Origin of the sequence: Streptomyces sp. A2-16 (assembly GCF_018128905.1) — a bacterium.
GTDB lineage: Bacteria > Actinomycetota > Actinomycetes > Streptomycetales > Streptomycetaceae > Streptomyces.
In genome coordinates, this window is sequence record NZ_CP063808.1 from 3,431,355 (window position 1) to 3,454,423 (window position 23,069).

At 71.6% G+C, this 23,069-nt stretch carries 19 protein-coding genes; 11 read left to right on the forward strand and 8 right to left on the reverse strand.

The window, feature by feature from the left end:
• From IOD14_RS15465 to IOD14_RS15500, 8 genes are all read left to right on the forward strand, one after another.
• Window positions 1-1,650 carry an MFS transporter gene (locus tag IOD14_RS15465; protein ID WP_212670528.1) on the forward strand — a complete coding sequence of 550 codons (1,650 nt, stop codon included), beginning with the start codon at window positions 1-3 and terminating at the stop codon, window positions 1,648-1,650.
• 16 nt (window positions 1,651-1,666) lie between these two features.
• Window positions 1,667-2,185: a hypothetical protein gene (locus tag IOD14_RS15470; RefSeq protein ID WP_123993897.1), complete on the forward strand. Its 519-nt coding sequence runs from the start codon at window positions 1,667-1,669 to the stop codon at window positions 2,183-2,185.
• 117 nt (window positions 2,186-2,302) lie between these two features.
• Window positions 2,303-2,500, forward strand: a complete 198-nt coding sequence (locus tag IOD14_RS15475) for a hypothetical protein (RefSeq protein WP_030315424.1) — start codon at window positions 2,303-2,305, stop codon at window positions 2,498-2,500.
• A 385-nt stretch (window positions 2,501-2,885) separates the two neighbouring features.
• Window positions 2,886-3,545, forward strand: coding sequence for an HdeD family acid-resistance protein (locus IOD14_RS15480; protein WP_123993896.1), 660 nt, complete (start codon window positions 2,886-2,888; stop codon window positions 3,543-3,545).
• A gap of 40 nt (window positions 3,546-3,585) precedes the next feature.
• Window positions 3,586-4,938: a hypothetical protein gene (locus tag IOD14_RS15485; RefSeq protein ID WP_212670529.1), complete on the forward strand. Its 1,353-nt coding sequence runs from the start codon at window positions 3,586-3,588 to the stop codon at window positions 4,936-4,938.
• A 406-nt stretch (window positions 4,939-5,344) separates the two neighbouring features.
• Window positions 5,345-5,809, forward strand: a complete 465-nt coding sequence (locus IOD14_RS15490; RefSeq protein ID WP_123993894.1) for an SHOCT domain-containing protein — start codon at window positions 5,345-5,347, stop codon at window positions 5,807-5,809.
• A gap of 32 nt (window positions 5,810-5,841) precedes the next feature.
• Complete coding sequence (locus tag IOD14_RS15495) at window positions 5,842-6,291, forward strand: hypothetical protein (RefSeq protein WP_123993893.1); 450 nt, start codon at window positions 5,842-5,844, stop codon at window positions 6,289-6,291.
• Between the two features lie 58 nt (window positions 6,292-6,349).
• A complete protein-coding gene (locus IOD14_RS15500) occupies window positions 6,350-7,711 on the forward strand; it encodes a diacylglycerol kinase family protein (RefSeq protein ID WP_212670530.1) in 1,362 nt (453 codons plus the stop codon).
• A 331-nt stretch (window positions 7,712-8,042) separates the two neighbouring features.
• Here IOD14_RS15500 and IOD14_RS15505 read toward each other — a convergent pair whose 3' ends face one another.
• The 5 genes from IOD14_RS15505 to IOD14_RS15525 form a co-directional block, all read right to left on the reverse strand.
• The gene (locus IOD14_RS15505) at window positions 8,043-8,588 is read right to left on the reverse strand and encodes a DUF1269 domain-containing protein (protein WP_123993891.1); all 546 of its coding nucleotides are present in this window, start codon (window positions 8,586-8,588) and stop codon (window positions 8,043-8,045) included.
• Between the two features lie 28 nt (window positions 8,589-8,616).
• Window positions 8,617-9,147 (reverse strand): RDD family protein, encoded by a 531-nt coding sequence (locus IOD14_RS15510; RefSeq protein ID WP_249125918.1) that lies wholly within the window; start codon window positions 9,145-9,147, stop codon window positions 8,617-8,619.
• Entirely contained in the window at window positions 9,144-10,019 is an 876-nt protein-coding gene (locus IOD14_RS15515; protein ID WP_212670531.1) for a hypothetical protein, read from the reverse strand. Before IOD14_RS15515 ends, IOD14_RS15510 begins: the two co-directional genes overlap by 4 nt.
• A 5-nt stretch (window positions 10,020-10,024) precedes the next feature.
• A complete protein-coding gene (sulP, locus tag IOD14_RS15520) occupies window positions 10,025-11,815 on the reverse strand; it encodes a sulfate permease (RefSeq protein WP_249125919.1) in 1,791 nt (596 codons plus the stop codon).
• A gap of 260 nt (window positions 11,816-12,075) precedes the next feature.
• Entirely contained in the window at window positions 12,076-14,859 is a 2,784-nt protein-coding gene (locus tag IOD14_RS15525) for a GH59 galactosidase (protein ID WP_249125920.1), read from the reverse strand.
• A gap of 168 nt (window positions 14,860-15,027) precedes the next feature.
• On the opposite strand from IOD14_RS15525, the gene IOD14_RS15530 reads away from it, so the two are divergent.
• Window positions 15,028-16,845: an ABC transporter ATP-binding protein gene (locus tag IOD14_RS15530; RefSeq protein ID WP_212670532.1), complete on the forward strand. Its 1,818-nt coding sequence runs from the start codon at window positions 15,028-15,030 to the stop codon at window positions 16,843-16,845.
• A 9-nt stretch (window positions 16,846-16,854) separates the two neighbouring features.
• On the opposite strand, the gene IOD14_RS15535 is transcribed toward IOD14_RS15530, so the two are convergent.
• From IOD14_RS15535 to IOD14_RS15545, 3 genes are read right to left on the reverse strand one after another with little or no spacing between them, the layout of a single operon-like run.
• The gene (locus tag IOD14_RS15535) at window positions 16,855-17,877 is read right to left on the reverse strand and encodes a TolB-like translocation protein (protein ID WP_212670533.1); all 1,023 of its coding nucleotides are present in this window, start codon (window positions 17,875-17,877) and stop codon (window positions 16,855-16,857) included.
• Window positions 17,878-17,929: 52 nt separating this feature from the next.
• Window positions 17,930-19,411, reverse strand: coding sequence for an MFS transporter (locus IOD14_RS15540; protein WP_123993888.1), 1,482 nt, complete (start codon window positions 19,409-19,411; stop codon window positions 17,930-17,932).
• A gap of 27 nt (window positions 19,412-19,438) precedes the next feature.
• The gene (locus IOD14_RS15545) at window positions 19,439-20,290 is read right to left on the reverse strand and encodes a glycosyltransferase family 2 protein (protein ID WP_123993887.1); all 852 of its coding nucleotides are present in this window, start codon (window positions 20,288-20,290) and stop codon (window positions 19,439-19,441) included.
• 247 nt (window positions 20,291-20,537) lie between these two features.
• On the opposite strand from IOD14_RS15545, the gene IOD14_RS15550 reads away from it, so the two are divergent.
• Window positions 20,538-21,977, forward strand: coding sequence for a sugar transferase (locus IOD14_RS15550; protein WP_123993886.1), 1,440 nt, complete (start codon window positions 20,538-20,540; stop codon window positions 21,975-21,977).
• Between the two features lie 23 nt (window positions 21,978-22,000).
• On the forward strand, window positions 22,001-23,056 hold the full coding sequence (locus IOD14_RS15555) for a Gfo/Idh/MocA family oxidoreductase (RefSeq protein WP_249125921.1): 1,056 nt from the start codon (window positions 22,001-22,003) through the stop codon (window positions 23,054-23,056).
• Window positions 23,057-23,069: the final 13 nt, after the last annotated feature.

The following is a 23,069-nucleotide window of genomic DNA, read 5'->3' on the forward strand; positions in this document are numbered from 1 at the left end:
GTGAGACGATGGCGCGCTCTGATCGTCCTGGGCACGGCTCAGTTCCTGATGGTCCTGGACACCTCGGTCATGAACGTGTCGATCAGCCAGCTGGTCGAGGACTTCGACACCGAGGTCACCACCATCCAGGCCGTCATCACGCTGTACGCGCTGGTCATGGCCGCGTTCATGATCATCGGTGGCAGGCTGGGCGACATCCTGGGCCGTCGGCGCCTCTTCTTCCTCGGGCTGATGGTGTACGCCACGGGATCGGCCGTGACCGCGCTGGCCCCCACCGTGTGGGTCCTCGCCCTCGGCTGGTCGGTCGTCGAGGGGCTCGGCGCCGCCATGGTGCTGCCGGCCATGGCGGCCCTCGTCGCGGAGTCCTACCGCGGACCGGACCGGGCCGTCGCCTACGGCGTCATCGGTGGCCTCGCAGGGGCGGGGATCGCCGTGGGACCCCTGCTCGGCGGCTGGGTGACCACCTACCTCACCTGGCGGCTGGTCTTCGCCGGCGAGGTCGTCGTCGTCCTGGCCGTGCTGTGCTGTCACCGGATGATCTCCGAGCCGGCCCGGACCGGGCCCCACCCCCGGCTCGACGGGGTCGGCGCGGCGCTGTCGGCCACCGGCCTGGCGCTGGGCGTCCTCGGTGTGCTCCAGAGCAGCACCTGGGGATGGATCTCGCCGCGCAACCCGCCCTTCACCGTCCTCGGATTCTCCCCGACCCTGTTCGTCGTCGGGGCCGGAGTGGCCGTCCTCGCCCTCTTCGTCCACTGGGAGCGGCGGCGGGCCGAACAGGGCGCCGACCCCCTCGTCCACCTTCCGCTGCTGGGCCGGCCGGCGCTGCGCTCGGGTCTGATGACGCTGCTGAGCCAGAACCTCATCCTGCTGGGACTGTTCTTCGTCATCCCGCTCTACCTGCAGGTGGTGCAGGGCTTCGACGCGTTCCAGACCGGACTTCGTCTGCTGCCGGTGTCCGTCACCATGCTCGCGGCCTCCATGCTCGCCTCCTCGCTGGGACGGGCCGTCGGACCCCGCCGCATGGTCCGCCTGGCCCTTGCCACCCTGGCCGTCGCCGTCGTGTGGCTCCTCGCCACCATCGACCCGGTCATCGACGACGCGCAGTTCGCCGGAGCCATGGCCCTGGTGGGCGTGGGAACCGGCCTGCTCGCCTCGCAGCTGGGCAACGTCGTCCAGTCCAGCGTCGGGGAGGAGGAACGCAGTGAGGTCGGCGGGCTGCAGTTCACGGCGCAGAACCTGGGCTCCGCGCTGGGCACGGCGCTCATCGGATCGATCCTCCTCGGTGCGCTGGCGCACGCCTTCACCGCACAGGTCGAGGACGATCCGCGGATCTCCGAGGAGGCCCGCACCCAGACCGGTGTCGCCCTCGAGTCCGGAATCTCCTTCGTCACCACCGACCAGGTGCGTACGGCGGCGGTGAACGCCGGACTGCCGCCCTCCGAGGTCGAGGCCGTCACCGACTCCTACGCCTCCGCGCAGCTCGACGGTCTCAAGGCGGCGATCCTCGCCACCGGGGGCGTCACGCTGGCCAGCTTCCTCGTCACACCGAACCTCCCGGCAGGCCGGGAGGGCGGCAAGGGCGGCCGCAAGAGTCGCAAGGAGGGATCGGGGACCGCCGCACCGGCCCCCTCGGCCGGATCGACGCGCTGACCCACAGGGAGGATCGATGTCCACGACCGACCCGACGACGGTGCGCGGGCCCGGCACCGCGGACCGGGCCCGCGCCGACTACACCGGCGGCGTCTACGGATCCATGCTCGCGGCCTCCGTGGTGATCGGTGCCGGCGCTCTCGGCTCGTTCCCGCGCCTGGAGCTGATGCTGCTGTTGCTGCTCACCGGGGTGGCGTTCTGGATCGCGCATGTGCACGCCCAGTTGTTCGGGGCGCGGCTGGCGCGCGAGCGCCTCGACCGCCGTGTCGTGTTCCACGCCTGCCGGGAGGAGTGGCCGATCGTCAAGGCCGCCGTGCCGCCGGCCGTGGCGGTGGCGGTCAGTCCGCTGCTGGGGCTGGATGTGCAGGGCACCTCCTGGCTGGCGCTCTCCGTGGCGGTGGCCGGGCAGGTGGGGTGGTCGGTGGCCGCGGCCCGCCGAGCCGGTGCCTCCTGGCGGCTGGTCGCCGCCACCGCCTCGGTCAATCTGCTGATCGGCCTGCTGATCATCTCCTTCAAGGTCTTCCTGAAGCACTGACGGAGTGCCGGACGCCGGATCACCTGCGCGGGGTGAGGCCGGGGGGCGTCGTCCGAGCGGACCATCGCAGGACAGGGCATCCGACCGCCTTGCCGGCCGCCCGCGGGAGTACAGCCCATGCGCTACGAGATCCGAGTCGACGGACACATGTCGGACACACTGGCCGAAGCCTTTCCCGAGCTGGAACGCGTGGTCATGTCCGGACAGACCGTCCTGTTCGGATCCGTCATCGACGAGGCGCACCTGTTCGGCCTGCTGGCCCGGTGCCAGTCGCTGGGCCTGCACGTGGTGGAGATGCGCCGGATGCCGGAGTGAAGGGCGTGCCTTGCTCGCGGATGCCGTGGTGGGTGGTTCGACGGCCGTTGCTCGCGGATGCCGTGGTGGGTGGTTCGACGGCCGTTGCTCGCGGATGCCGTGGTGGGTGGTCCGACGCGCGTTGCTCGCGGATGCCGGAGTGAGCGGTCGGCGCTGGTGAGCGGCCGGCGTTCCCGCCCGCCGAGCCGGGGTGTGCCATCTGCGCACGGGTGCTCGTGGGAGCCCCCGTCCCGTCCCGCTTCGTGCGTGCCGCCGCCGGGCCGGGGGGTCACCCACGGCGGGTGACCCGGCCGTCGGCGGTACGCGGGACGCTGGCCGCGTGAGGGACTCCGCACCGCCCCCGGGCGGTGCGGAGACGACCCGTTCGACCGGGCGAGGAGAAGCCATGACCACGCAGCGGGGCCCGGCACCACACACCGCACCGGAGCACAGTCCCGACGGGGCCGCCCCCGGTCCCACGGCCGGCGGCGCGGACGCCCTGGAGCGGCTCGGCCGTTCCTGGACCTGGATCCTGGGCTCCGCGATCGCCACGCTGGTACCGGGCGTCCTCGTCCTGGTCTGGCCGGACGAGACCCTGCACGTCCTCGCTGTCCTGATCGGGCTGTACCTGCTGGTGACCGGAGCGTTCCGGTTCGTCTCCGTCTTCGCCCGGCGCGCGCCCGGCGAGCGGCTCCTCGGGCTGATCACGGCCGTGCTGTACGTCGTCGCCGGAGTGCTGTGCCTGCGCAACCCGCTCCAGACCATCGCCACGCTCTCCCTGATCGTCGGGGTCGTCTGGCTCGTGTCCGGGATCCTCACCCTCTACACGGCGATCACCGCCGAGGACCTGCCGCACCGTGCCTTCGTGCTGGGCGCCGCGGTGATCGGCATCGTCGCCGGGATCGTGGTGCTGGCCCTGCCGGCCGAGTCGGCCCGCGCGCTGACCCGGCTGCTGGGCCTGTGGCTCGTGCTGCTCGGCCTGTTCGAGCTGGTGCTCGCCCTCGCCTGGCGGGCCGCGCTGCGCCGGTCCGGCATCACGGACCGCCACGAGACAGCCGACGCGTGAGGCCAGGGCCGGCCGGCCGGACCCACTGGGGGGGCACACCATGAATCCCGCGTCGAACTCCGGGGCGCCGGGTGCCGGCGCCGCCACGGGCACCGGCCACGTCGTGACCGCCGACGAGCACGCCGAGTACCAGCGGCTGCGCCGCGCGGCGACGTTACGCCACCGGCGGGCGCGCACCGCGGGTGCCGCGGTCCTGCTGGTGCTGACGCTCCTGCTCGCGCCGCTCGCCCTCGTCGCGACCTGGGTCCACGACCAGGTCTCCGACACCGACCGGTATGTGCAGACCGTCGCACCACTGGCCTCCGAGCCGGCCGTACAGGATGTCGTGATCGACCGGTTGACCGACCGCGTGGTGGCACAGGTGGACGTGGAGGCGATCACGGCCGCGCTCACCAGGACCCTGGCGGACAACGGGGCACCGCCCCGCGTGGTCGAGGGGGCCGAGTCCCTCACCGCCCCGCTGCGCTCCGCGGTGCGCACCGTCGTGCACCGCACCGTGAGCCGAGTGGTCACCAGCGAGCTCTTCCAGCAGGCGTGGGAGGGCGCCAACCGGCGGGCCCACGCCACCGTGCTGGCCATGCTCACCGGTGACAGCGACGGCGCGTTGCGGGCTGCGGGGGACACGGTGCGGCTGGACATCGGTGTGGTCGTGGACCAGGTGCGGCAACGTCTCGTCGACGCCGGCTTCGACAAGGCGGCAGCCATCCCGGACACCGACCGCAGCGTCCCGTTGTTCCGTACCGAGCAACTGGGCAAGGCCCAGGACGGCATGCGGCTGCTGGACATCCTCGGCACCTGGCTGCCCGTCCTGACACTCGCCTTCGGCGCCCTCGCCGTGTGGGTCGCCCCCGCACACCGGGTGATGGTGATGATCACCGCACTGGGCGTCGGTCTGATGACGGTCGTGCTGCTCGTCGCGCTGGTCGTGCTGCGGCGCGTCTACCTGGACTCGGTGCCCTCGGCGACACTGCCGTCCGATGCCGCCGCGGCGATCTTCGACACCTTCGTGCGCTTCCTGCGGACGAGCGCCCGCACCCTTCTCGTCGTCTGCCTGCTCACGGCCCTGACCGCCTACCTCCACGGGCCCGGCCGGGTCGCCCGCGGGGTGCGCGGACTCGCCCTGCGCGGGGCCTCGGGCGCCGGGAGCGCACTGCGCCGCAGGGGGACGACCACCGGCCTCACCGGACAATGGCTGTCCGCCCACCGGCAGTGGACCACCGGTGTCACCGTCGGCGCGGGTGCCCTCGCCCTCGTCCTGTGGAACCACCCCACCCTCGGCGCGGTGACGCTGGTCCTGGTCCTTGTTCTGGCGGTGTCGGCGGTCACAGCGGTGCTCGCCGCCGCCCGACCTGCACCGGACACCAGAGACGGACCGGGGGCCGCGGCCGCGTGAGCCGTCGTGCAGGGCCTTCCGGCCGACTCCGTGTGCGCCGTGCTGGGCGTTCGGGGCGACACGCTCGACGAGATCCGCCGGACCTGCCCGGTCACAGGGCCGCCGGCCGGCGCAGGCGCCGACGCGGGGACTCGGTGAGTCCGGCCGCTGGGACCGGTCCTCACGTTGCCGTCCCGGCTGATCGGCGTCTTCCCCGTCGCCGTCTCGGGCCTGGTCGTGGGGGAGAGCGTCGCCTCCGGCGCGCCGTACCGGAGGTGTCCGTCCCGCGTGCTCGTCCTCCGTCCCGTGGCCCCGGCCGGGGCCCCCATCACCCGGCGCGGGTGAAGCCGTCGGCTTCTTGCCGTGGGCACGCTGAGGACGGCACAGACAGGCGGCCGGGCGAAGGCCCCGGACGGAGGAGAGAGACATGAGTGCGTCCACGTACCTCGCGTACGACTATCCGCTGCTGAGCGTCTTCTGGTCCATGCTGTGGTTCTTCCTGTGGATCATGTGGTTCGTCCTGCTCTTCCGGGTCGTCGTCGACATCTTCCGCGACGACGGCCTCAGCGGTTGGGCCAAGGCCGGCTGGCTGGTGTTCACGATCGTCCTGCCCTTCCTGGGTGTGTTCGTCTACGTCATCGCCCGCGGCAAGAACATGGGCCGTCGCGAGGTCGCCCAGGCGCGCGCACAGCAGCAGGCCTTCGACTCGTACATCCGTGAGACCGCCAAGGACGGCGGCAGGACCAGCAGTGCCGACGAGCTCGCCAAGCTGTCGCAGATCCGCGCCAGCGGCGACATCACGGACGAGGAGTTCGCCAGGGCGAAGGAACTGGTCCTGAGCGGCCACGGCTCCGGAACCTCCTCCGGCGCCGCTGCCACCTCCCGGCGCTGAGCACGCCGGGCCGATCGAAACGAGGGGTCAGGATGACCACCACACACACCACATCGCAACGCTCCACCGCCAAGCAGGACTGGGCCGCCGGCACGATGGTCTTCGCGGCCGTCATGCTGATGCTCGCCGGGGTGCTCGACATCTTCCGGGGCATCATGGCCATCGCCGAGGACGACGTCTTCGTCACGACGCGGAACTACGTCTTCGAGTTCGACCTGACCAGCTGGGGCTGGATCCACCTCGCGCTGGGAGCGATCGGCGTGGTGGTGAGTCTCGGACTCTTCCGCGCGGCCACCTGGGCGCGGGTGGCAGGCGTCGCCATCGCCGGACTCATCATCATCGCCAACTTCCTCTCCCTGCCGTACTACCCGGCCTGGTCGATCGTGATGATCGCGATCTCGGGGTTCATCATCTGGGCCCTGTGCGTGGTCCGGCGTGACGACTCCTTCGAGCCGTTCGAGCGTCCTGGGCGCAATATTTGACGACCCGTCACATCTGGAGTCCGTGGGTACGGAGGACGCCGGGAGGGAGGGCGAGGGGATGGGACGGCACCAGGCCAGCGATACGCACCCCGGCAGCGCGTTCCGGGCACGCCTCGCCCTCCTCGCCCTGCTGTGCAGCATCCTGGTGCCGCTCCTCGTGGCCGGACTGCGCAGTGTGCTGTGGGCCCTCGTCGGCATCGCCGGACTGGCGATCGCCGCCGTCGGGGTGTGGTGGACCCTGGCCCACACCGGAGCGTTGCGCGTCCTCGGCCTGGTGCTGTCGGTGACCGCCCCGCTCACTGTGCTCGCTCTCTACAGCGCGTCGGGGATGCTGGGGCCGGCCTGTCTGTCCCTGGCCCTGTGGATGCTGGCCGTCGCCTCCGCACGCACCGCCCTGGCACCCCCGCGCTCCGCCGCCGGGCGGGTGGAGGCACCTCACGATCCCTGGATCGTCATGAACCCGCGCTCCGGCGGCGGCAAGGTGGGGCGCTTCGACCTGGTGGAGAAGGCCCGGGCGGCGGGCGCCCGCGTCGTGCTGCTCGACGGACACCAGGACGTGGCTGGCCTCGCGACGCAGGCCGTGGCAGAGGGCGCCGATCTGCTGGCGGTGGCCGGCGGTGACGGAACCCAGGCCCTGGTGGCCGAGGTGGCGGCCCGCCACGACGTGCCCTTCGCGGTGATCCCCGCGGGCACCCGCAATCACTTCGCCCTCGATCTCGGCCTCGACCGCGACGACCCGGCAGCGGCGCTCCAGGCCCTCACCGACGGCGTCGAACTCCGCGTGGACCTCGGGTTCGCCGCCGACCGCGTGTTCGTCAACAACGCCTCGTTCGGGACGTACGCGTCCGTCGTCGCCGACCCCGCCTACCGCGACGCCAAGCTCCACACGACACTGCGGACCCTCCCCGGCCTCCTCACCGGGGAGGACGCGCCGGGTCTGCGGATGCGGGCCGACGGCACGAGCGTCGGCGGACTCCAGGCGCTGCTCGTCAGCAACAACCCCTATCTGCGGGCGGTCGACGCGGGCCGTCCAGGGCGCCGGGAACGGCTGGACTCGGGACTGCTCGGAGTGCTGGGCGTGCGGGTGGCGAACACCGCCCAGGCGGCTCGCCTGGTGCGCGGCGGGCGCTCCGGGTCCCTTCTGCGGCTGCGCGCCGACGAGGTCGTCGTGGACGCCGACACCGCCGACATCGCGGTCGGCATCGACGGCGAGCACGTCGTGCTGCCGACCCCGGTGGTGTGCCGGACCGAGCCCGGAGCACTGCGGGTCCACGTCCCCCGCCACCGCCCCGGCAAGCCCCTCGCCGGAGCACCGGCCGACTGGCCGCGGGTAGCGCGCCTGGCCCGAGGCGGGCTGTTCACGCACAGGCGCGGAACGACGGCGACCGAGCCGGATCACGGCCGTAAGCGGCACGTCTGACCGTCACCCGTCCGTGCTGGATCCGGACGTGAGCGGGCGGTCCGGTCGGCTGGGAACGGACCTTTGACGGCCTCCGTCCGTGAGGGCCAAGCGAACACGCGGCCGGGAGTCGGACGGTCCCGGTCCGGCCGTGCGTCTTCGAGGTCGGCCCCCATGTCCTCTTCGGCGGCCCCCTGTGCACCCATACCGCGTCGGCCCACCGTGGGACGCGCTCGGCCCGGTGCGCCCGGTGCGCCCGGTGCACCCGGTGCGCTGCACACGGCTCTCCGGCCGGGAGCGGAGTGCTCCCGGCCGGAGCGAACGGATCAAGCGGGTCTACGTCACCCCGTCGTCACCCTGTCCTCGCGGTCAAACGGCCGGAGGCCTGTTGCGCGGCCGTCAGGTCGTCGACGGTCTGTGTCGTCGCCAGCAGCTCGGCCGCCACCGGAGCCAGGGCCTCAGGTGTCAGGAACCCCTCCGCGACGGGCAGACCGCCCGCCTCCCTGATGGCCTCGCGCAGCGGCTTGGCCCACAGGTGCTCCAGCAGTACGAAGGCCGCCGCCGTGCCCGGCAGGAGTTCCTCCGCCAGCGCCCTGAGGTCGTTCGGGGTGAACCCGAACGCCTTCGTGCCAGGGCCGTACTCCGGTGCGTCGCCGGTGGCGTCCGGGATGCGCGGCGTCAGACCGAGCAGGGACTCGACGGTCTCACCCATGCCCTCCGACTCGTAGTTGAGACCAATGGTGTCGCCGTCGATCTCCTTCTGCAGGAACAGCAAGTCCAGGACCCGGATCTGCCCCTTGCTCTCCAGGACCCCCAACTCCTCGAGAACGCGGCCCTCGAACGCCGCGTCGGGGCCGAACTCGATGGTCAGCAGTTGCACCGGCCCGAGTGTCGCCATGGTTTCTCTCCCTTCCTCCGCCCCCGGCTCATCCCATACGGCCACGCCCGCCCCTGGCTTCACCCGCAGGAGGTGAGCCCACCGGACGGCCGTGCGTGCCGCCGTACCAGTCGTGCACCACCGCGCTGCCCGTCAACACGTCCTGAAGCGACGCCCCGTGCCGGCTGAACGGGATCCACAGCAGCCCGACGGGCAGGGCGACACACAGAACGGCCCGGAGCAGGGCGATGCCCGACGTGAGGCGCCGCCCCGAACCGTCCGTCACCCGCAGGCCCATCAACTGGTCCCCGGCGGTGCGGCCGCCGAAGACCCAGCCGGCGGCGAGGTAGACGACGAGGACCGTGTAGCCGAAGGCCACGGTGAAACCGGGCCCGGGATCCGGGAAGGCGAAGGGCTGTCCGGTCAGCAGACTGCGTGCCGCGGCGTATCCGGACTGGAGGGCGAGAAGGATCCCCAGCACCACGAAGGTGTCGATGGCGGCCGCCACCGTGCGCGACACGAGCCCCGCGGGACTCCCTTGGATCTCCGGCGGCCGACGGGTGCGGGACGGGGCTGTCACGGTGACTCCACCGGTGCGGCCGGACCGTCCGGGCGCCCGTCCGTGTGTCCGTCCGTGTGTCCGCCCGGGTGTCCGTCCGCTCCGGACGGACCGGCTCGACGGAGCAGCCGGTCCGTGATCCGCTGCACGAGCCGGTCGGCACGGGCGTTCTGCTCGCGGAACGAGTCCAGCGTCTCCGCGGTGATGCTTCCTCCGGTGTCCCTGACCACCCGGCCGAGGTCGAGCTCGTCGAGAACCGACTCGGCGTACGCCACGAGGTCGACGCGGGCGAGGACGGTGTCCGGGTCGACACGGGCGAGAACCCCGTCCAGGTCCACCCGGGCGAGAACGCCGTCCAGGTCGACACGGGCCACCACCGCGTCCGGATCGACGCGGGCGAGGACGCTGTCCAGGTCCACCCGGGCCAGCACGGCGTCCAGGTCGATGCGCGCGGCGACGCGGTCGACGTCCAGTCGGTCGGCCACCGCGTCGATGTCGATCTCGTCGAGGACGGCGGCGGCGACCGCCCGCACCAGCGCCCGGGTGCGCAGCGCCGCCTCGTCGCGTGCCCGCAGCCGCTCCGCCGCGCCGAGCGCCGTCCAGCGCGCGACCCGCCGGCCGACGGCATGGGCAGCACCGGACGGCACCAGCAGGCGCACTGCGGCGCGGGTACCGGGTACGGCGACGGCACCGACACCCGTCAGGACCCACGACGACCGGCGCCGCAGCTCCAGTACGAGGCCGAGCGCCGCGTCCGGCACGGCGGAGGCGCTCCGGGCCCGTGCGTGTGCCGCGTCCCGCGCGGTGTCGGCGACGGCCCGCACGGCGAGATCGACCAGCCCCACGGCCAGCCGTGCCGCCTCCGCGGCGGCCCTCCTGTCGTTGCTGCCCATCCGCTTCACCTCCTGTCGAGCGGTCGGGTGTCGGAGCCGACCTCCCATTCGGCTCCGGTGCTGCGGCTGAAGGCGGTGACGGCGGCCTCCACGGTGGGGAAGAACCGGTCGGGATCGATGGTGCGGGTGAGCCCGTAGCGCTCGATCTTCCGCCGCACCGGGTCCTTGAGTTCGGCGAAGACCAGCCGGACGTGCCGGACGCTGAGCGCCGTGTCCAGGTCGTGCAGGACGTCCGCGGCGGTGGTGTCCACGTCGGTCATGGGCTCCGCGGCGACGACGATCCAGCGCGGCCGCGGATCGGTCCCGGCCAGCCGCCGCACCTCGTCCCGGAAACTCTTGGCGTTGGCGAAGAACAGCGGTGCGTCGAACCGGTAGATGACCAGCCCCGGCAGTCTGTCCGCGCCGGGGTAGGAGCGGATGTCGTGGTACCCCTCCAGGCCCGGCACCCTTCCCAGCACGGTGTCGTACGGCCACCACGCCCGCCGGAAGACGTTGAGGACGGACAGCCCGACCGCGATCGCGATGCCGGGCAGCACTCCGAGCAGGGCGACACCGACGAACGCGGCGACGCACAGCATGAACTCGGCCCGGCGCTGCCGCCACAGCCGTACGGCACCCGGAACGTCGGCGAGCGACAGGGACGCCGCGATGACCACGGCGGCCAGGGCGGGCTGGGGGAGGTTGCGGAACAGGCCCGGCACCAGCACCAGCATGAGCACGATCAGACCCGCTCCGACCACGCCGGTGAGCTGGCTCTTGGCGCCCGTGCGCTCGGCGACCGCCGTACGGGAGCCGCTCGCGCTGACGGGGAAGCCCTGGAAGAGCCCGGCCGCCAGGTTCGCCGCCCCGACCCCCGCCATCTCCTGGTTGCCGCGCACCTCCTGGCCGGTGCGGGCCGCGAACGCCGAGGAGTTGGAGATGGTGTCGGCCAGCGACACCACGGCGATCCCGAGGGCGCCCGCGAACAGCGGGACCAGGTCGTCGGCCCTTACGTCGGGAACGGTGAACGGCGGGAAGCCCTCCGGCAGCGGTCCGACCAGAGAGACGCCGTGCTCGTCCAGGTCGAGGAGCGAGGCCGCCAGGATCGCGAGGGCGACCATCACGAGCACGGCGGGGACCTTGGGCAGCAGCCGCTCCAGGAGCAGGACCAGAACCAGCCCCGAGACGCCGACGGCGGCCGCCGCGGGCACCGTTGCTCCCTCGGCCACCTTGCGCACCAGTCCGGCGCACTCGCCGACCAGGTTGTCCGCGTCGACCTTGAATCCGAGCAGCTTGGGCAGCTGGCCGATCAGGATGGTCAGGGCCAGACCGTTCATGTAACCGATCATCGTCGGCTTGGAGATGAGGTCCGCGATGAAGCCGAGGCGTGCCACGGAGGCGAGGATCATGATGCAGGCCACCATGAGCGCGAGCATCGAGGCCAGGGCGACCGCCCGCCGGGGGTCGCCGTCCGCCGCGACCAGGGGCAGCACGGTCGCCGCGATCATCGGCCCGAGCGAGGAGTCGGGGCCCAGCACCAGGATCCGGGACGGGCCGCACACCGCGTAGCCGAGCAGGCACAGGATCGTGGTGTACAGGCCGGTGATCGGGGGCAGCCCCGCGAGTTCCGCGTACGCCATGCCCTGCGGCACGAGCAGGGTCGTGAGGGCGATTCCGGCCACCACGTCCTTGGCCAGCCACTCGCGCCGGTAGCCCGTGAGGGCCCGGACCCCCGGCACGGCCCGCAGCAGGGCCGTGACCCCTCGGGAGTCCTGCCCGGTGGTCGTGGACCGTCCCTGCGCGTGCTGGCCGTCCATCCGCCCTTCCCGACCTCGCCACGGCCGTTGCCCGGACCCGGATCGCCGTGTCCTCGAAGGATCCGACGGTCAGGCCCGGGCGACCTCACCCCGCGCGGGTGACCCGGCGGGCCGGGGGCCGCAGCGGCGGCCGCGATCAGCGGATCGGGGGAGAAGCGGAGGCGACGCCCCGGAAGTTGACGTCCGCAGCCTGGCAGGACCTGCCGCTCAGGGCGGTGGAGAGGTCCTCCAGGCTGGGGGCCGGCTTCGTGGTGCTGGTGTCAGGAGCGCGGTCCGTGCGGAGAAGCCGTGCCGGTCCGCCCGTCCGCGTCCTCGGAGACCGTGGTGAAGGCGTCGAGGACGAGCTTCCCGGACCTCAGGGTGAGCGTCACCGTGTGCCGGGCGTCGGGCAGGCCGCGCAGCGAGTACGTCACCTGGCGTTTGTCGGTGGCTGTGGTCCTGGCGTCCACGGCGTACGGCCGGCCGTCCACGGAGACGTCGAGGACCGCGCTCGCGTCGTTGCCGCCGATGACGTCGATGCCCGTGCCGCGGAACGGGACGGTGACGGTCGCGCCGGCCGTGCCGCTCGTCGACGTCGTGCGGTACCAGTTCATCGCGTCGCCCAGGGCGGCGTTGCGGCTCCAGGTGCCCTCGTAGACCACCGAACGGTCCATGTTGTCGATCAGCGCGGTGGCGTACGGGGTGTAGCCGGCGACCTTCTCGACCTTCAGGTCGTCGAACGCGATCCGGTGGAAGTCGGTGCCGAGCTTGACCCGGCCCCCGGTCGCGGGCGCCGGGTCCTGGTAGGTGACCACGGCCTGTCCGTCGACGTACGCGGTGACGGTCGCGCCCCTGGCCTCCACGGCGAGCCGGTAGCCCTCGGACGCGGCGACCGTCCCGGTGCGCACGACCGTGCCGTACCGGTAGAAGGTCCAGTTCCCGGCCGGTCCGATCCCGACGCTGTACGCGGCGTCGCTCGTGGCCATGCCCTTCTGCTGGCGTACGCCCAGGGTGGCGAGGCCGCCCTGCGGGTCGGGGAAGGAGACGTCGACGGAGGCCTTGTAGTTCTCCCAACGGAAGTCGCCCACCGTGGTGTTGGGGGTGTTCCGGTTCCAGGCGCCGGTGTCCTTCATGGACTGGTCCAGGTACTGGTACAGGACGTTGTCGCCGTCCGGGTCCTTGCCGACCTCCCACGCGCCGGTCTGGTCGACCAGGTAACGGGGCTGGTTGCCCCGGGAGGTGAGGTACGCCCGGGACGCCTTGCGCGCACCGTTGTCCGTGCCGACCTGGACCCGGCCCTCCTCCTCGTACCCGAAGTCGTCGGCGTACAGGACGGTGTCGCGGGTGTTGTGCCGCTTGCCGGTCGCCTCGGTGTCGAGCACGGTACGGGCCGCGGACCTCGGGAGGCGCTGTGCCGTCGCCTTGTCGCGGCTGCGGTCGAGGGTGGTGAACGTGACGATCGAGCGCGGCTTCACCGTGTAGGTGTAGGAGCCGTTGCCGTCGGGGCGCAGTTCGGCGACGAGGTGCTTGAAGTTCGCGTCGTAGGCCTGCCCCGGGTCCGCCGCGCGGGTCTCCCAGACCTCCATGGCGGGGTCGGCGCCCAGGTCCATGTTCGCGGCCTTGATGCGGTAACTCTTCGTCCGGTCGCTGTCGTTGACGGCGATCGTCGAGAAGTCCTTCTTCTCGGGGTCGGCGAGCGTCATGTAACTGGGGGCGCCGTTCGAGCCGTCGACGTTCTCGGTGCCGCTCACCCCGCTGTAGCTCGCCTCCGGCACGGTGCGCCAGATGCCGGCCGTGTTGGTGTCGTTCTCCCAGCCGGTTCTCGCGAACTGGGTGAAGTGCTGCATCACGTAGACGGCGGCGTCGTAGTGGATGCTCCCGGACCACGGGTCGCGGGCGCTGACCAGCTCCTTGTGGCTGTACTGCGCGCCCTCGTAGAAGGCCCCGATCGCCGGCTGGAAGATGTAGTGCGTCCGCTTGGAGTTGGCGTAGCTCTTCACGGAGCGGTTGGCGAGGTCGAGGGCGCTCTGGACGCCGCCGATCCCGGTGCTCGCGCCGCCCGGACCCTCGGTGTTGGCCACGCGGTAGTCCGTCCAGCCGAAGGAGCCGACGCCCTCGCTGTACCAGACCTCCTTGTCCTGGCCCTGGGCGCCGGCACCGGTCGCCAGCTTCGTGTACGGACGGTAGGTGGCGCTGTCGGGGGAGCCGTCGAGGCGGTCCTCGGTGGTGTAGTGGTAGCCCACCGCGTCGACCATGCCGAAGAGTTCGGTGTCCGTGAGCATCGCCGGGCCGATGTTCTTCGTGGTGTTCTCGTCCGAGGCGACGATCTTGATGGCGTGGTAGGCCTTGGCGGCCGCCTTCTGCTGACGAGGTGTCAGGCCATAGCGTGAGTCGGCGAATTCGGTGTCGTTCGCCAGGGCGTTCTTGTACCACTTGACGAAGGAGATGTCGGGTTTCGTGGTCTCGTTGGTGTCCGGATCGACGTAGTCGACCATGTACCCGTACTTGTGGTACGCGTCGAGGATCGTCTCCTTGTACCACTTGTACATCTCGTCGGTGCCGGTGCCCTTGTTCCACTCGGTCTGGACCCACTGGGGCATGACCCAGCGCAGGATCGAGACCTTCAGTCTCGGGTTCACCGTCTTGGCGTCGGCGGCCAGCTGGAAGCCGGGGGAACGGGACGCGTCGGCGAGTTCGTCCGCCGTGCGCATGGTCGCCGGATCGGAGCCGGTCGACGTGTTCGTGTCCGACCCCATCTCGATCTTGACGTGGTTGATGAGCGGGTTCCTCCCGCCGAACAGCACGCGGACGAGCTGCCAATAGCGTTCGGGGTGCTCCGCCTTGTAGTCCATCAGCAGGTTGCTCGTGCTGTTGCAGCTGAGCAGGCCGAGGCCCTTGTAGGTGAGGCCGTTCACGTTGTCGGCGCGTACGTCGTTCCCGTCGACCACGATCTGCACGGGATCGTCCGCGGAGTGGGCGGCGGGAGCCGCGGTCACTCCTGCCGCCAGTGCCATGGTGGTCGCCGCGGCGAGCGAGGCCCAGCCGAATCTTCGCTGCATACCCATTCGGGGGACCGTAGGCGGCAAGCGCTTTCTACGTCAATCCCCTTGCGTCACTTGAGATTTGACGCTTCCCGGTGGGCGTGACCTGCCGAAAAACGCGTGGACCGCGAGGTCGCCGTCGCGGGACACTGCCGAACTCGGACCGCTACTCCCCATACACACAGGGTTAGGATGCAGACGCCTGAGCTGGAGAAAACCACACCGCGCCGGGGCGCGGTGATCCTCGCACTCCGTTACTACGGGCGGGAGTTGACCCGGCTCCGCCGGCTCACCGTTCCCGCCATGCTGCTGTTCGCGCTGGGCGGCATCGGCCTCAACTACATCGCCCCGCTGATCGTCGCCAAGCTCGCCGGCGACATCGCCGGCGGCCGCGAACTCACCATCGGGTCGGCACTGCCGTACGTCCTGGGTTTCGCCGGCGTCCTGCTGCTCGCGGAAGCGCTGTGGCGGGTCGCCCTGCACTGCATGAACCGTCTCGACGCCCTCGGCATCGAGCACCTGTACGTGATCGGCATGGACGAACTGTTCGCCAAGGACGCGACGTTCTTCCACGACAACTTCGCCGGGTCGCTCACCAAGCGCGTCCTGAGCTTCGCCACCCGTTTCGAGCCGTTCGTCGACACCCTGGCGTTCCAGGTCGTGGGCAACCTCGTGCCGCTGCTGTTCGGCTCCGTGGTGCTGTGGCGCTACGAACCGCTGCTCGTCGTCGGGCTGTTGACGATGATCGCGGTGACGGCACTGTGCGCGGCACCCCTCATCCGGCGCCGCCAGGCGCTGGTCGCCGAGCGCGAGGCCGCGGTCGCCCGGGTCTCCGGACACGTCGCCGACAGCCTGATGAACATGGACACCGTCCGGGCGTTCGGCGCCGAGGCACGCGAGGCCGCCGAGCACCGCTCCCGCGTCGCGACCTCACGCCGGCTCATGCTCCGGTCGTGGGACTACGGCAACCTCCGCATCGACACCTTCGTCGCGCCGATGTCGGTGCTGACCAACGCGCTGGGCCTGCTCCTGGCGGTCACCCTCGGCGGGGGCGAGCACGGCGTGGAGGCGGTCGTGGTCGCCTTCACCTACTACTCCAACGCGACCCGGATCATGTTCGAGTTCAACCAGATCTACCGCCGGTTGGAGAGCTCGATGACGGAGGCCGCGCAGTTCACCGAGCTGCTGCTGAGCCCGCCCACCGTGCTCGACCCGCCGTCCCCCGAGCCGCTGTCGCCGGGGGCGGCCGACGTTCGCTTCGAGCGGGTGGACTTCGCCCACGCGGGTGCGGAGCCGCTGTTCGAGGGGCTCGATCTGGTCGTGCCCGGCGGGACGAAGGTGGGACTCGTCGGCCGCTCCGGCGGCGGCAAGACCACCCTCACCCGGCTGCTGCTGCGGATGCAGGACATCGACGGCGGCCGGATCCTGATCGGCGGTCAGGACATCAGCAGACTGCGCCAGACCGACCTGCGCAGTCTCATGGCCTACGTCCCCCAGGATCCGGCCATGTTCCACCGCACCCTGCGCGACAACATCGCCTTCGCCCGGCCGGACGCCACCGACGCCGAGATCCGCCGAGCGGCCGAGGCGGCACACGTCACGGAGTTCGCCGACGCGCTGCCGGACGGCTTCGAGACCCTGGTGGGCGAACGCGGCGTCAAACTGTCCGGCGGACAGCGCCAGCGGGTCGCGCTCGCCCGGGCCATCCTGCGCGACGCGCCGATCCTGCTCCTCGACGAGGCGACCAGCGCGCTGGACTCGGAGAGCGAGATCCTGGTCCAGGAGGCGCTGTGGCGGCTCATGGAGGGGCGCACGGCGCTCGTGGTGGCCCACCGGCTGAGCACGGTCGCCGGCATGGACCAGCTCGTCGTCCTGGACCGCGGGCGGATCGTCGAACAGGGCAGTCACCCTGAACTCCTCGCCCTGGACGGCCCGTACGCCAAGCTGTGGCACCACCAGTCGGGCGGGTTCCTCGAGGACGACCCCGCGGTGGAGGCCGAGTTGCGCTGAGCGGGCTCGCTACAGGGGTGCCGGGGAGGAGGCCCCCGCGATGAGCAGACGCGGCTTGCCCGTGCCGTCGGCCGGGACGCTCCACAGGTCGCTGGTGCCGACCTTGCCCTCGGCGGGCAGGGCGTAGGCGACGGTCCGGTCGTCGAGCCAGGTGGCCTGGTCGTCGACGCTGTGGCGTTCGGCGAGCGCGGTCTCCTTGAGGGTGCGCAGGTCGAGGACGTACTCGTGCCAGAGGCTGGTGCGGGACAGCACCCGCTTCTTGAAGGCCACCCGGGTCCCGTCGGGGGAGAGCGAGGGGCACTCCACGTTCTCGACCAGGGTGGTGACCGACTTGCGGGACAGCGAACCCCGCACCAGGTAGGTCTTGTTGCCGGTGTTGAGGGTGGCGTAGAAGGTGTCGTCGTCCGAAGCGAAGGTGACGCCCCAGAAGTTGACGTCCGCGGCCCGGTAGGACTTGCCGTCGAGGGTGATGGAGAAGTCCTCCAGGCTGGGCGTCAGCTTCATGGTGCGGGTGTCCAGGACCGAGGTCCGGGTGGAGAAGAAGGCCGACGAGTACGACTCGCCGGAGACGAAGACCGTCCAGGCGACGAAGCGGCCGCTGGGGGAGACCCGGGCCCGGCTGGGGGTGCCGGCCAGCGCGTAGGTGTGCCGGGTGCGCAGGTCGGCGTCCAGGAGCAGGGCGCGGTTGCTCTGCTTGAGGACACCGGGGTTGGACTGCAGGCAGATGCCGGTGCCGGCGGCCGCGTAGAAGCGGGCGCACTTGAGGTCCGAGGCGGTCCGCCCGGCCTCCGGGTCGGCGGACGGGACCGAGGCGACCGCCGTACGGTGCGGTCCCGCGGCCGCGTTGATGAACGTCAGGCGGTTCTTCTGGTCGAGGGTCAGCTTGCCCGTGCTGACGGCGGGGCCGCCCGACTGGGGCCGGTTCGCCCGGTCCGCGCGGTCGGCGGCGTGCAGCACCAGGCCCGTGCCCACGCCCGCGAGCAGCAGGACCGCCGTGACGAGAACGAGCAGGCGGCGGCGTAGCGGTGTCATGTGGTTCCTTGGTGTGGCTGAGGTGGTCATCGGGGCCCCGGGGCCCGGCTGGTCATCGGGAGCCGCCCGTCGGCCGCAGCACCCTGCTCGCGACGGCCGCGCAGCACAGCAGGCCCACGGCCGAGCCGGCCAGGGCCGGGCCGTCGCCCCACACCGTCCAGGCCGCGCCGAAGGCCAGTGAGCAGCAGAACCGGGCCAGGGCCTGGCTGGTGCCGACGATGGCGAGGCCGCTGGCGCGCAGTTCCGCGGGCACGATGTCCGCGAGGGCGGCCGGGAGCACGCCGTCGGTGGCCGCGTAGAAGACCCCGTGCAGGGCGAGCACGAGGAAGGGCAGGACCGGTGTGGACGGTGCCCACAACAGGAGGGCGTAGCCGGTCAGCAGGGCCCCGTGCCCGGCGAGGAACACGGTGTGCCTACCCACCCGGTCGGCGAACGCGCCCACGGGCACGGCCAGCAGCAGGAACACCACGGCGGTGCCCAGCGGGAGCAGTGTGAACCACTGGTCGCCGATGCCCGCGCGCCGCTGCAGGAGCAGGTAGACGAAGGCGTCGCTGACGGTGGTCAGACCCAGCAGCGCGGCACAGCCCGCGAGGGCACGCAGCCGGGGCAGCCGGAGCAGGGCGAGGGCCTCCCGCACCCGGACGGGGGGCTTGCCGACCGCGGCTTTCGCCTCCGACTCGCCGTCCTGACCTGCGAGGGGCAGAGGTTCGGGCACGTCCGTGGCGTCGGCCCGGCCGGTCCCGGCGTCCTGTCGTGGACCGGGCACACGCGTGTGCGCCACGCCCGTCGGACCGGTCCGCCCCTCCTGCCCGGCGTCTGCCGCAAGCACCCCGGTGTCGCTCGTCCGGCCTGCCCGCGCCTCGCCCGCTACGGAGTCCACCGCGGCTCCCGGGTCCCGCTGCCCCCGCGCCGGTACGAACAGCACCAGCACGACCACGCCGAGCACCGCCACGCACGCGCTCACGCCGAACACCGCGTCGTAGCCGTCGGCCGCCGCGCTCAGGATGAGGAAGGCGGCCAGCGGTCCGAGCATCGCGCCGGTGGTGTCCATCGCCCGGTGCACGCCGAAGGCCCGGCCCTGTTTCCCGGACGGCGTGGACAGGGAGATCATCGCGTCGCGCGGGGCGGTGCGCAGGCCCTTGCCCGTGCGGTCCAGGGCGAGGACCGTGCCGAGCGCGCCGATGCTGCTCACGAGCAGGAGCAGCGGCTTGCACAGGGCGGACAGACCGTAGCCGAGGCCGGCCAGCAGTTTGTGGTTGCGGATACGGTCCGCGAGGTGGCCGCCGGTCAGCTGGACCAGCGCGCTGACGCCGTTGTAGACACCGTCGAGGGTGCCGAAGGCCAGCGGGCTGAAACCGAGCGTGCTGACGAGGTAGAGCGGCAGGACCGCGGTGACCATCTCCGAGGAGATGTCGGTGATCAGGCTGACCGTGCCCAGCACGAGCACGACCGGGGCGACCCCGGGCCGCAGGCCGCGTCTTCGGCCCTGGTCGGTGCCCGCCTCCGCGGGCGCTGAGCGGTCGGTGAGGTACATGTTCACGAACTCCGGATCTGCTGCGCTTCAGTTCTCTCTGCTGCTCTCGTCCCGCAGCCAGGTGCCGAAGTCCTGTGCCCGGATGGCCTTCGCGGCCCCGCGCCGGGCGACGACCGCCGCCGCGACGAAGACTACGACACCGGTGACCAGGCTCGGCTCGGCGCGGACCAGGGCGATCAGATCCGCCTTGCCGGTGCGCGCGGTGGCCTCCTGCGGGCTCCGGTGCTGCTGCTCGACCTGGGCCGTGGACACCGCCGCCCGGATGCGGCGCTTGATCAGATCCGGCCATGTTCGCGGCGGCTGGACCACGACCCGGGCCGTGTCGACCACACGCCGCTCCTCGGGAGCGAAGGCCAGGGAGGCGGCCAGGTCGTCGGCCATCAGCGGCGGCAGTGCCGTGATCCGGGCGTGCCCGGCCTTGGAAACCGCGATGACACCCCGGCCGAACAGTCCCTCCCGCACAGCGGGCAGCCGCTGCCACACCCGGTAGTAGGCGCGCACCCGCCAGGCGCAGGCAGCCAGCGGAATTTGCCGCTCCGGCGCGGTGGCGAGGATGCCCGAGGTGTCGTCGTCGAGGGGCTCGGTCAGCGCCCGTACATCGGCGCTCCCGAGCACGACGTCGGCGTCCACATAAAGGCGCGGGAAGCCGCGTGCGTGGTCGTCGCCCGCCCGCAGAGCGGCGTGCTTGGACGGTACGGGGATCTCGACCACGCGCACGCGCGGACCACGGTCGGCCGCGATCCGCGCGGTGTCGTCCGTGCAGCCATTGCACACGACCACGATGTCTGTCTCGTCCTCCGGGGAATCGGCCAGAAGTGAGTCGAGGAGCCGGCCGATGACTTGCGCCTCGTTGTGGGCCGGGATCACGATGCTCGTCACCTGGGCAGTATGCAGTCGATGTCACTATTGCGATGTGTGTTTCGTCCAACTGTTCCCGTGACTGCGTTCGGTGGTCTAGATTGAGGGCCGCCGAACCGGTTTGGGTGGGGAACGTGAGGCGCTAGCCGACATGTATGGGGACATGCGGCGGTTGGGGAACCGCTGAGGCTTCTTTGTTTTCAACTGCCGCTGTGTTGGGGGCACATCGGTGTTCGGTCAGGGGTAACCGTGCACGTGTGGGGGGCGCATGACCATTGAGGTCACGCATGAGCAACTGCTTGTGGAACATAGGGCTCCACAAGGTCGTCGAAGACCTTGGGAGCAGAGGTACCGGATCGTCCTGCTGGTCGCGGACAGCTTCGCCGCTGTTGCCGCGGCCTTCGTGATCCACGCGGCGTACGGCCGCTGGGCGGTGGCCCTGGTGCTGCCCCCGACATGGATCGTGGCGATGGTCGCCCATCGCTCCTACGACCGCAGCGCCTTGGGGCTGGGCACCGAGGAGTACCGACGGGTGCTCCGCGGAGCCGTCGCACTGCCCGCGCTCGCCGCGGTCGCGCACTGGTCGTTCACCCACGATTCGGGCCTCCTTCATGACATGATCATGGCCGCGGTGCCCGCCGCCGCGATCGCCCTGCTGGTCCGCTACGCGCTCCGGCGCCGGCTGCACCGCAGATGGGCGAGGGACCGGGGCCGCAGCGCCACGCTCCTGGTCGGGCCGGCGCACGGCATCGCGGAACTGGCCGCCGTGCTGCGGCGCGGTGGCGCCCAGGAGCTCCGGGCCGCCGGCGTGTGTCTGAGCGACCCGCAGAACGCGGCGCAGGTCCGCAAGCTGGGCATCCCCGTCCTCGGTGGTGTCGACACCATGGACGACGTCATCCGGACCATGGGCATCAGCACCCTGGTGGTGCTGCCCGCGCCCGAGTTCGACGCCTCCGTCCTGCGCCGGATGTCCTGGACCGCGGCCGCACGGGGCGTCGACTTCCTGCTGGCCCCCGTCCTGGCCGACGTGTCCGCCGCCCGGCTCGCGGTGCGGCCCACCAACGGCGTGCCGCTGGTGCGCGTCCAGGCGCCGAACCTCTCCCGGACCTCCCGGCTGCCGAAGGAACTGCTGGATCGTTCCTTCGCGGCGGCGCTCCTGGCCCTGCTCGCCCTGCCCATGCTGCTGATCGCCCTGGTCGTCCGCCTGGACAGCTCGGGACCGGCACTCTTCAGGCAGCAGCGGGTGGGCCGCTACGGCGACCACTTCACCATGTTCAAGTTCCGTACGATGCGCCCCGATTCGGAGGCCCTGCGCGCGGAGCTGGAGCACCTCAACCAGAACAGCGACGGTCTGCTGTTCAAGGTGAGGGAGGACCCGCGGATCACCCGGGTCGGGTCCTTCCTGCGCCGCAGCTCGCTCGACGAACTGCCGCAGCTGATCAACGTGGTCAGGGGCGACATGTCGCTCGTCGGCCCCCGGCCGCCGCTGCCCGAGGAGGTGGACGAGTACCCGGCCGAGGTCAGACGCCGGCTGCTCGTGAAGCCCGGCCTCACCGGGCTGTGGCAGGTCAGCGGCCGCTCGGACCTGCCCTGGGAGGAAGCGGTCCGACTCGATCTCGCATATGTGGACAACTGGTCGACCAGCCTCGACCTGTCCATCCTGGCGCGCACCACGACAGCGGTGGTGCGCGGAACGGGGGCCTACTGATGGACCGAAGGAAGAGGAACCAAGTGACTGAGACCAGTGAGCCGTTGGGGGTCGCGGTCGTCGGGGCCGGCTACTGGGGCCCCAACCTCGTCCGCAACTTCCAGGCCAGCGAGCAGTTCCGGCTGCGCTCGCTGGTCGACCTCGACGTGGACCGGGCCCGGCGGGTCCTCGGCGGCTACTCGACCGTGGAGGCCACCTCGGACTACGCGGCCGTGCTCGCCGATCCCGACGTGGCCGCCGTCGCGGTCGCCACGCCCGCCGGAACCCACCTCGACATCGCCCTGGCCGCCCTGCGCGCCGGCAAGCACGTCCTCGTGGAGAAGCCCCTCGCGGCGACCTACGCCGACGGGATGCGCCTGGTGGCCGAGGCGGAGGAGCGCGGGCTCACCCTGATGTGCGACCACACCTACTGCTACACACCCGCCGTGGGCCGCATCAGGGAACTGGTCCACTCCGGCGAGCTCGGCGAGATCCACTTCGTCGACTCGGTCCGCATCAACCTCGGCCTGGTCCAGAAGGACATCGACGTCCTGTGGGACCTCGCCCCGCACGACCTGTCGATCCTGGACTTCATCCTCCCCGCGGGCGTGGAGCCGGTCGCCGTCGCCGCCCACGGGGCCGACCCGATCGGCGCCGGACAGGCCTGTGTCGCCTATCTGACGCTGACGCTCAGCACCGGGGCCATCGCCCACGTGCACGTCAACTGGCTGTCGCCGACGAAGGTGCGCACCACCATGGTCGGCGGCTCCAAGCGCACCCTGCTCTGGGACGACCTCAACCCCCTCCAGCGGGTGTCCGTCTACGACCGGGGCGTGGACATGGCCGCACCGCAGGAGATCGGCGCGGACGAGCGCCGGGACATGCTCATCTCCTACCGCTCCGGGGACATGGTCGCGCCCGCGATCGGCGAGAAGGAAGCGCTGCGCAGCATGGTCGACGAGTTCGCCGACTCGATCAGGACGGGCCGCGCGCCGCTGACCGACGGCAGGGCGGGCCTGAGGGTGCTGGACATCCTCGAGGCGGCCTCCCGGAGCCTGGAGTTCAAGGGCGCGGTCGTCGGTCTGCGCGCCGATCGTTGAGCGACATCAGTCA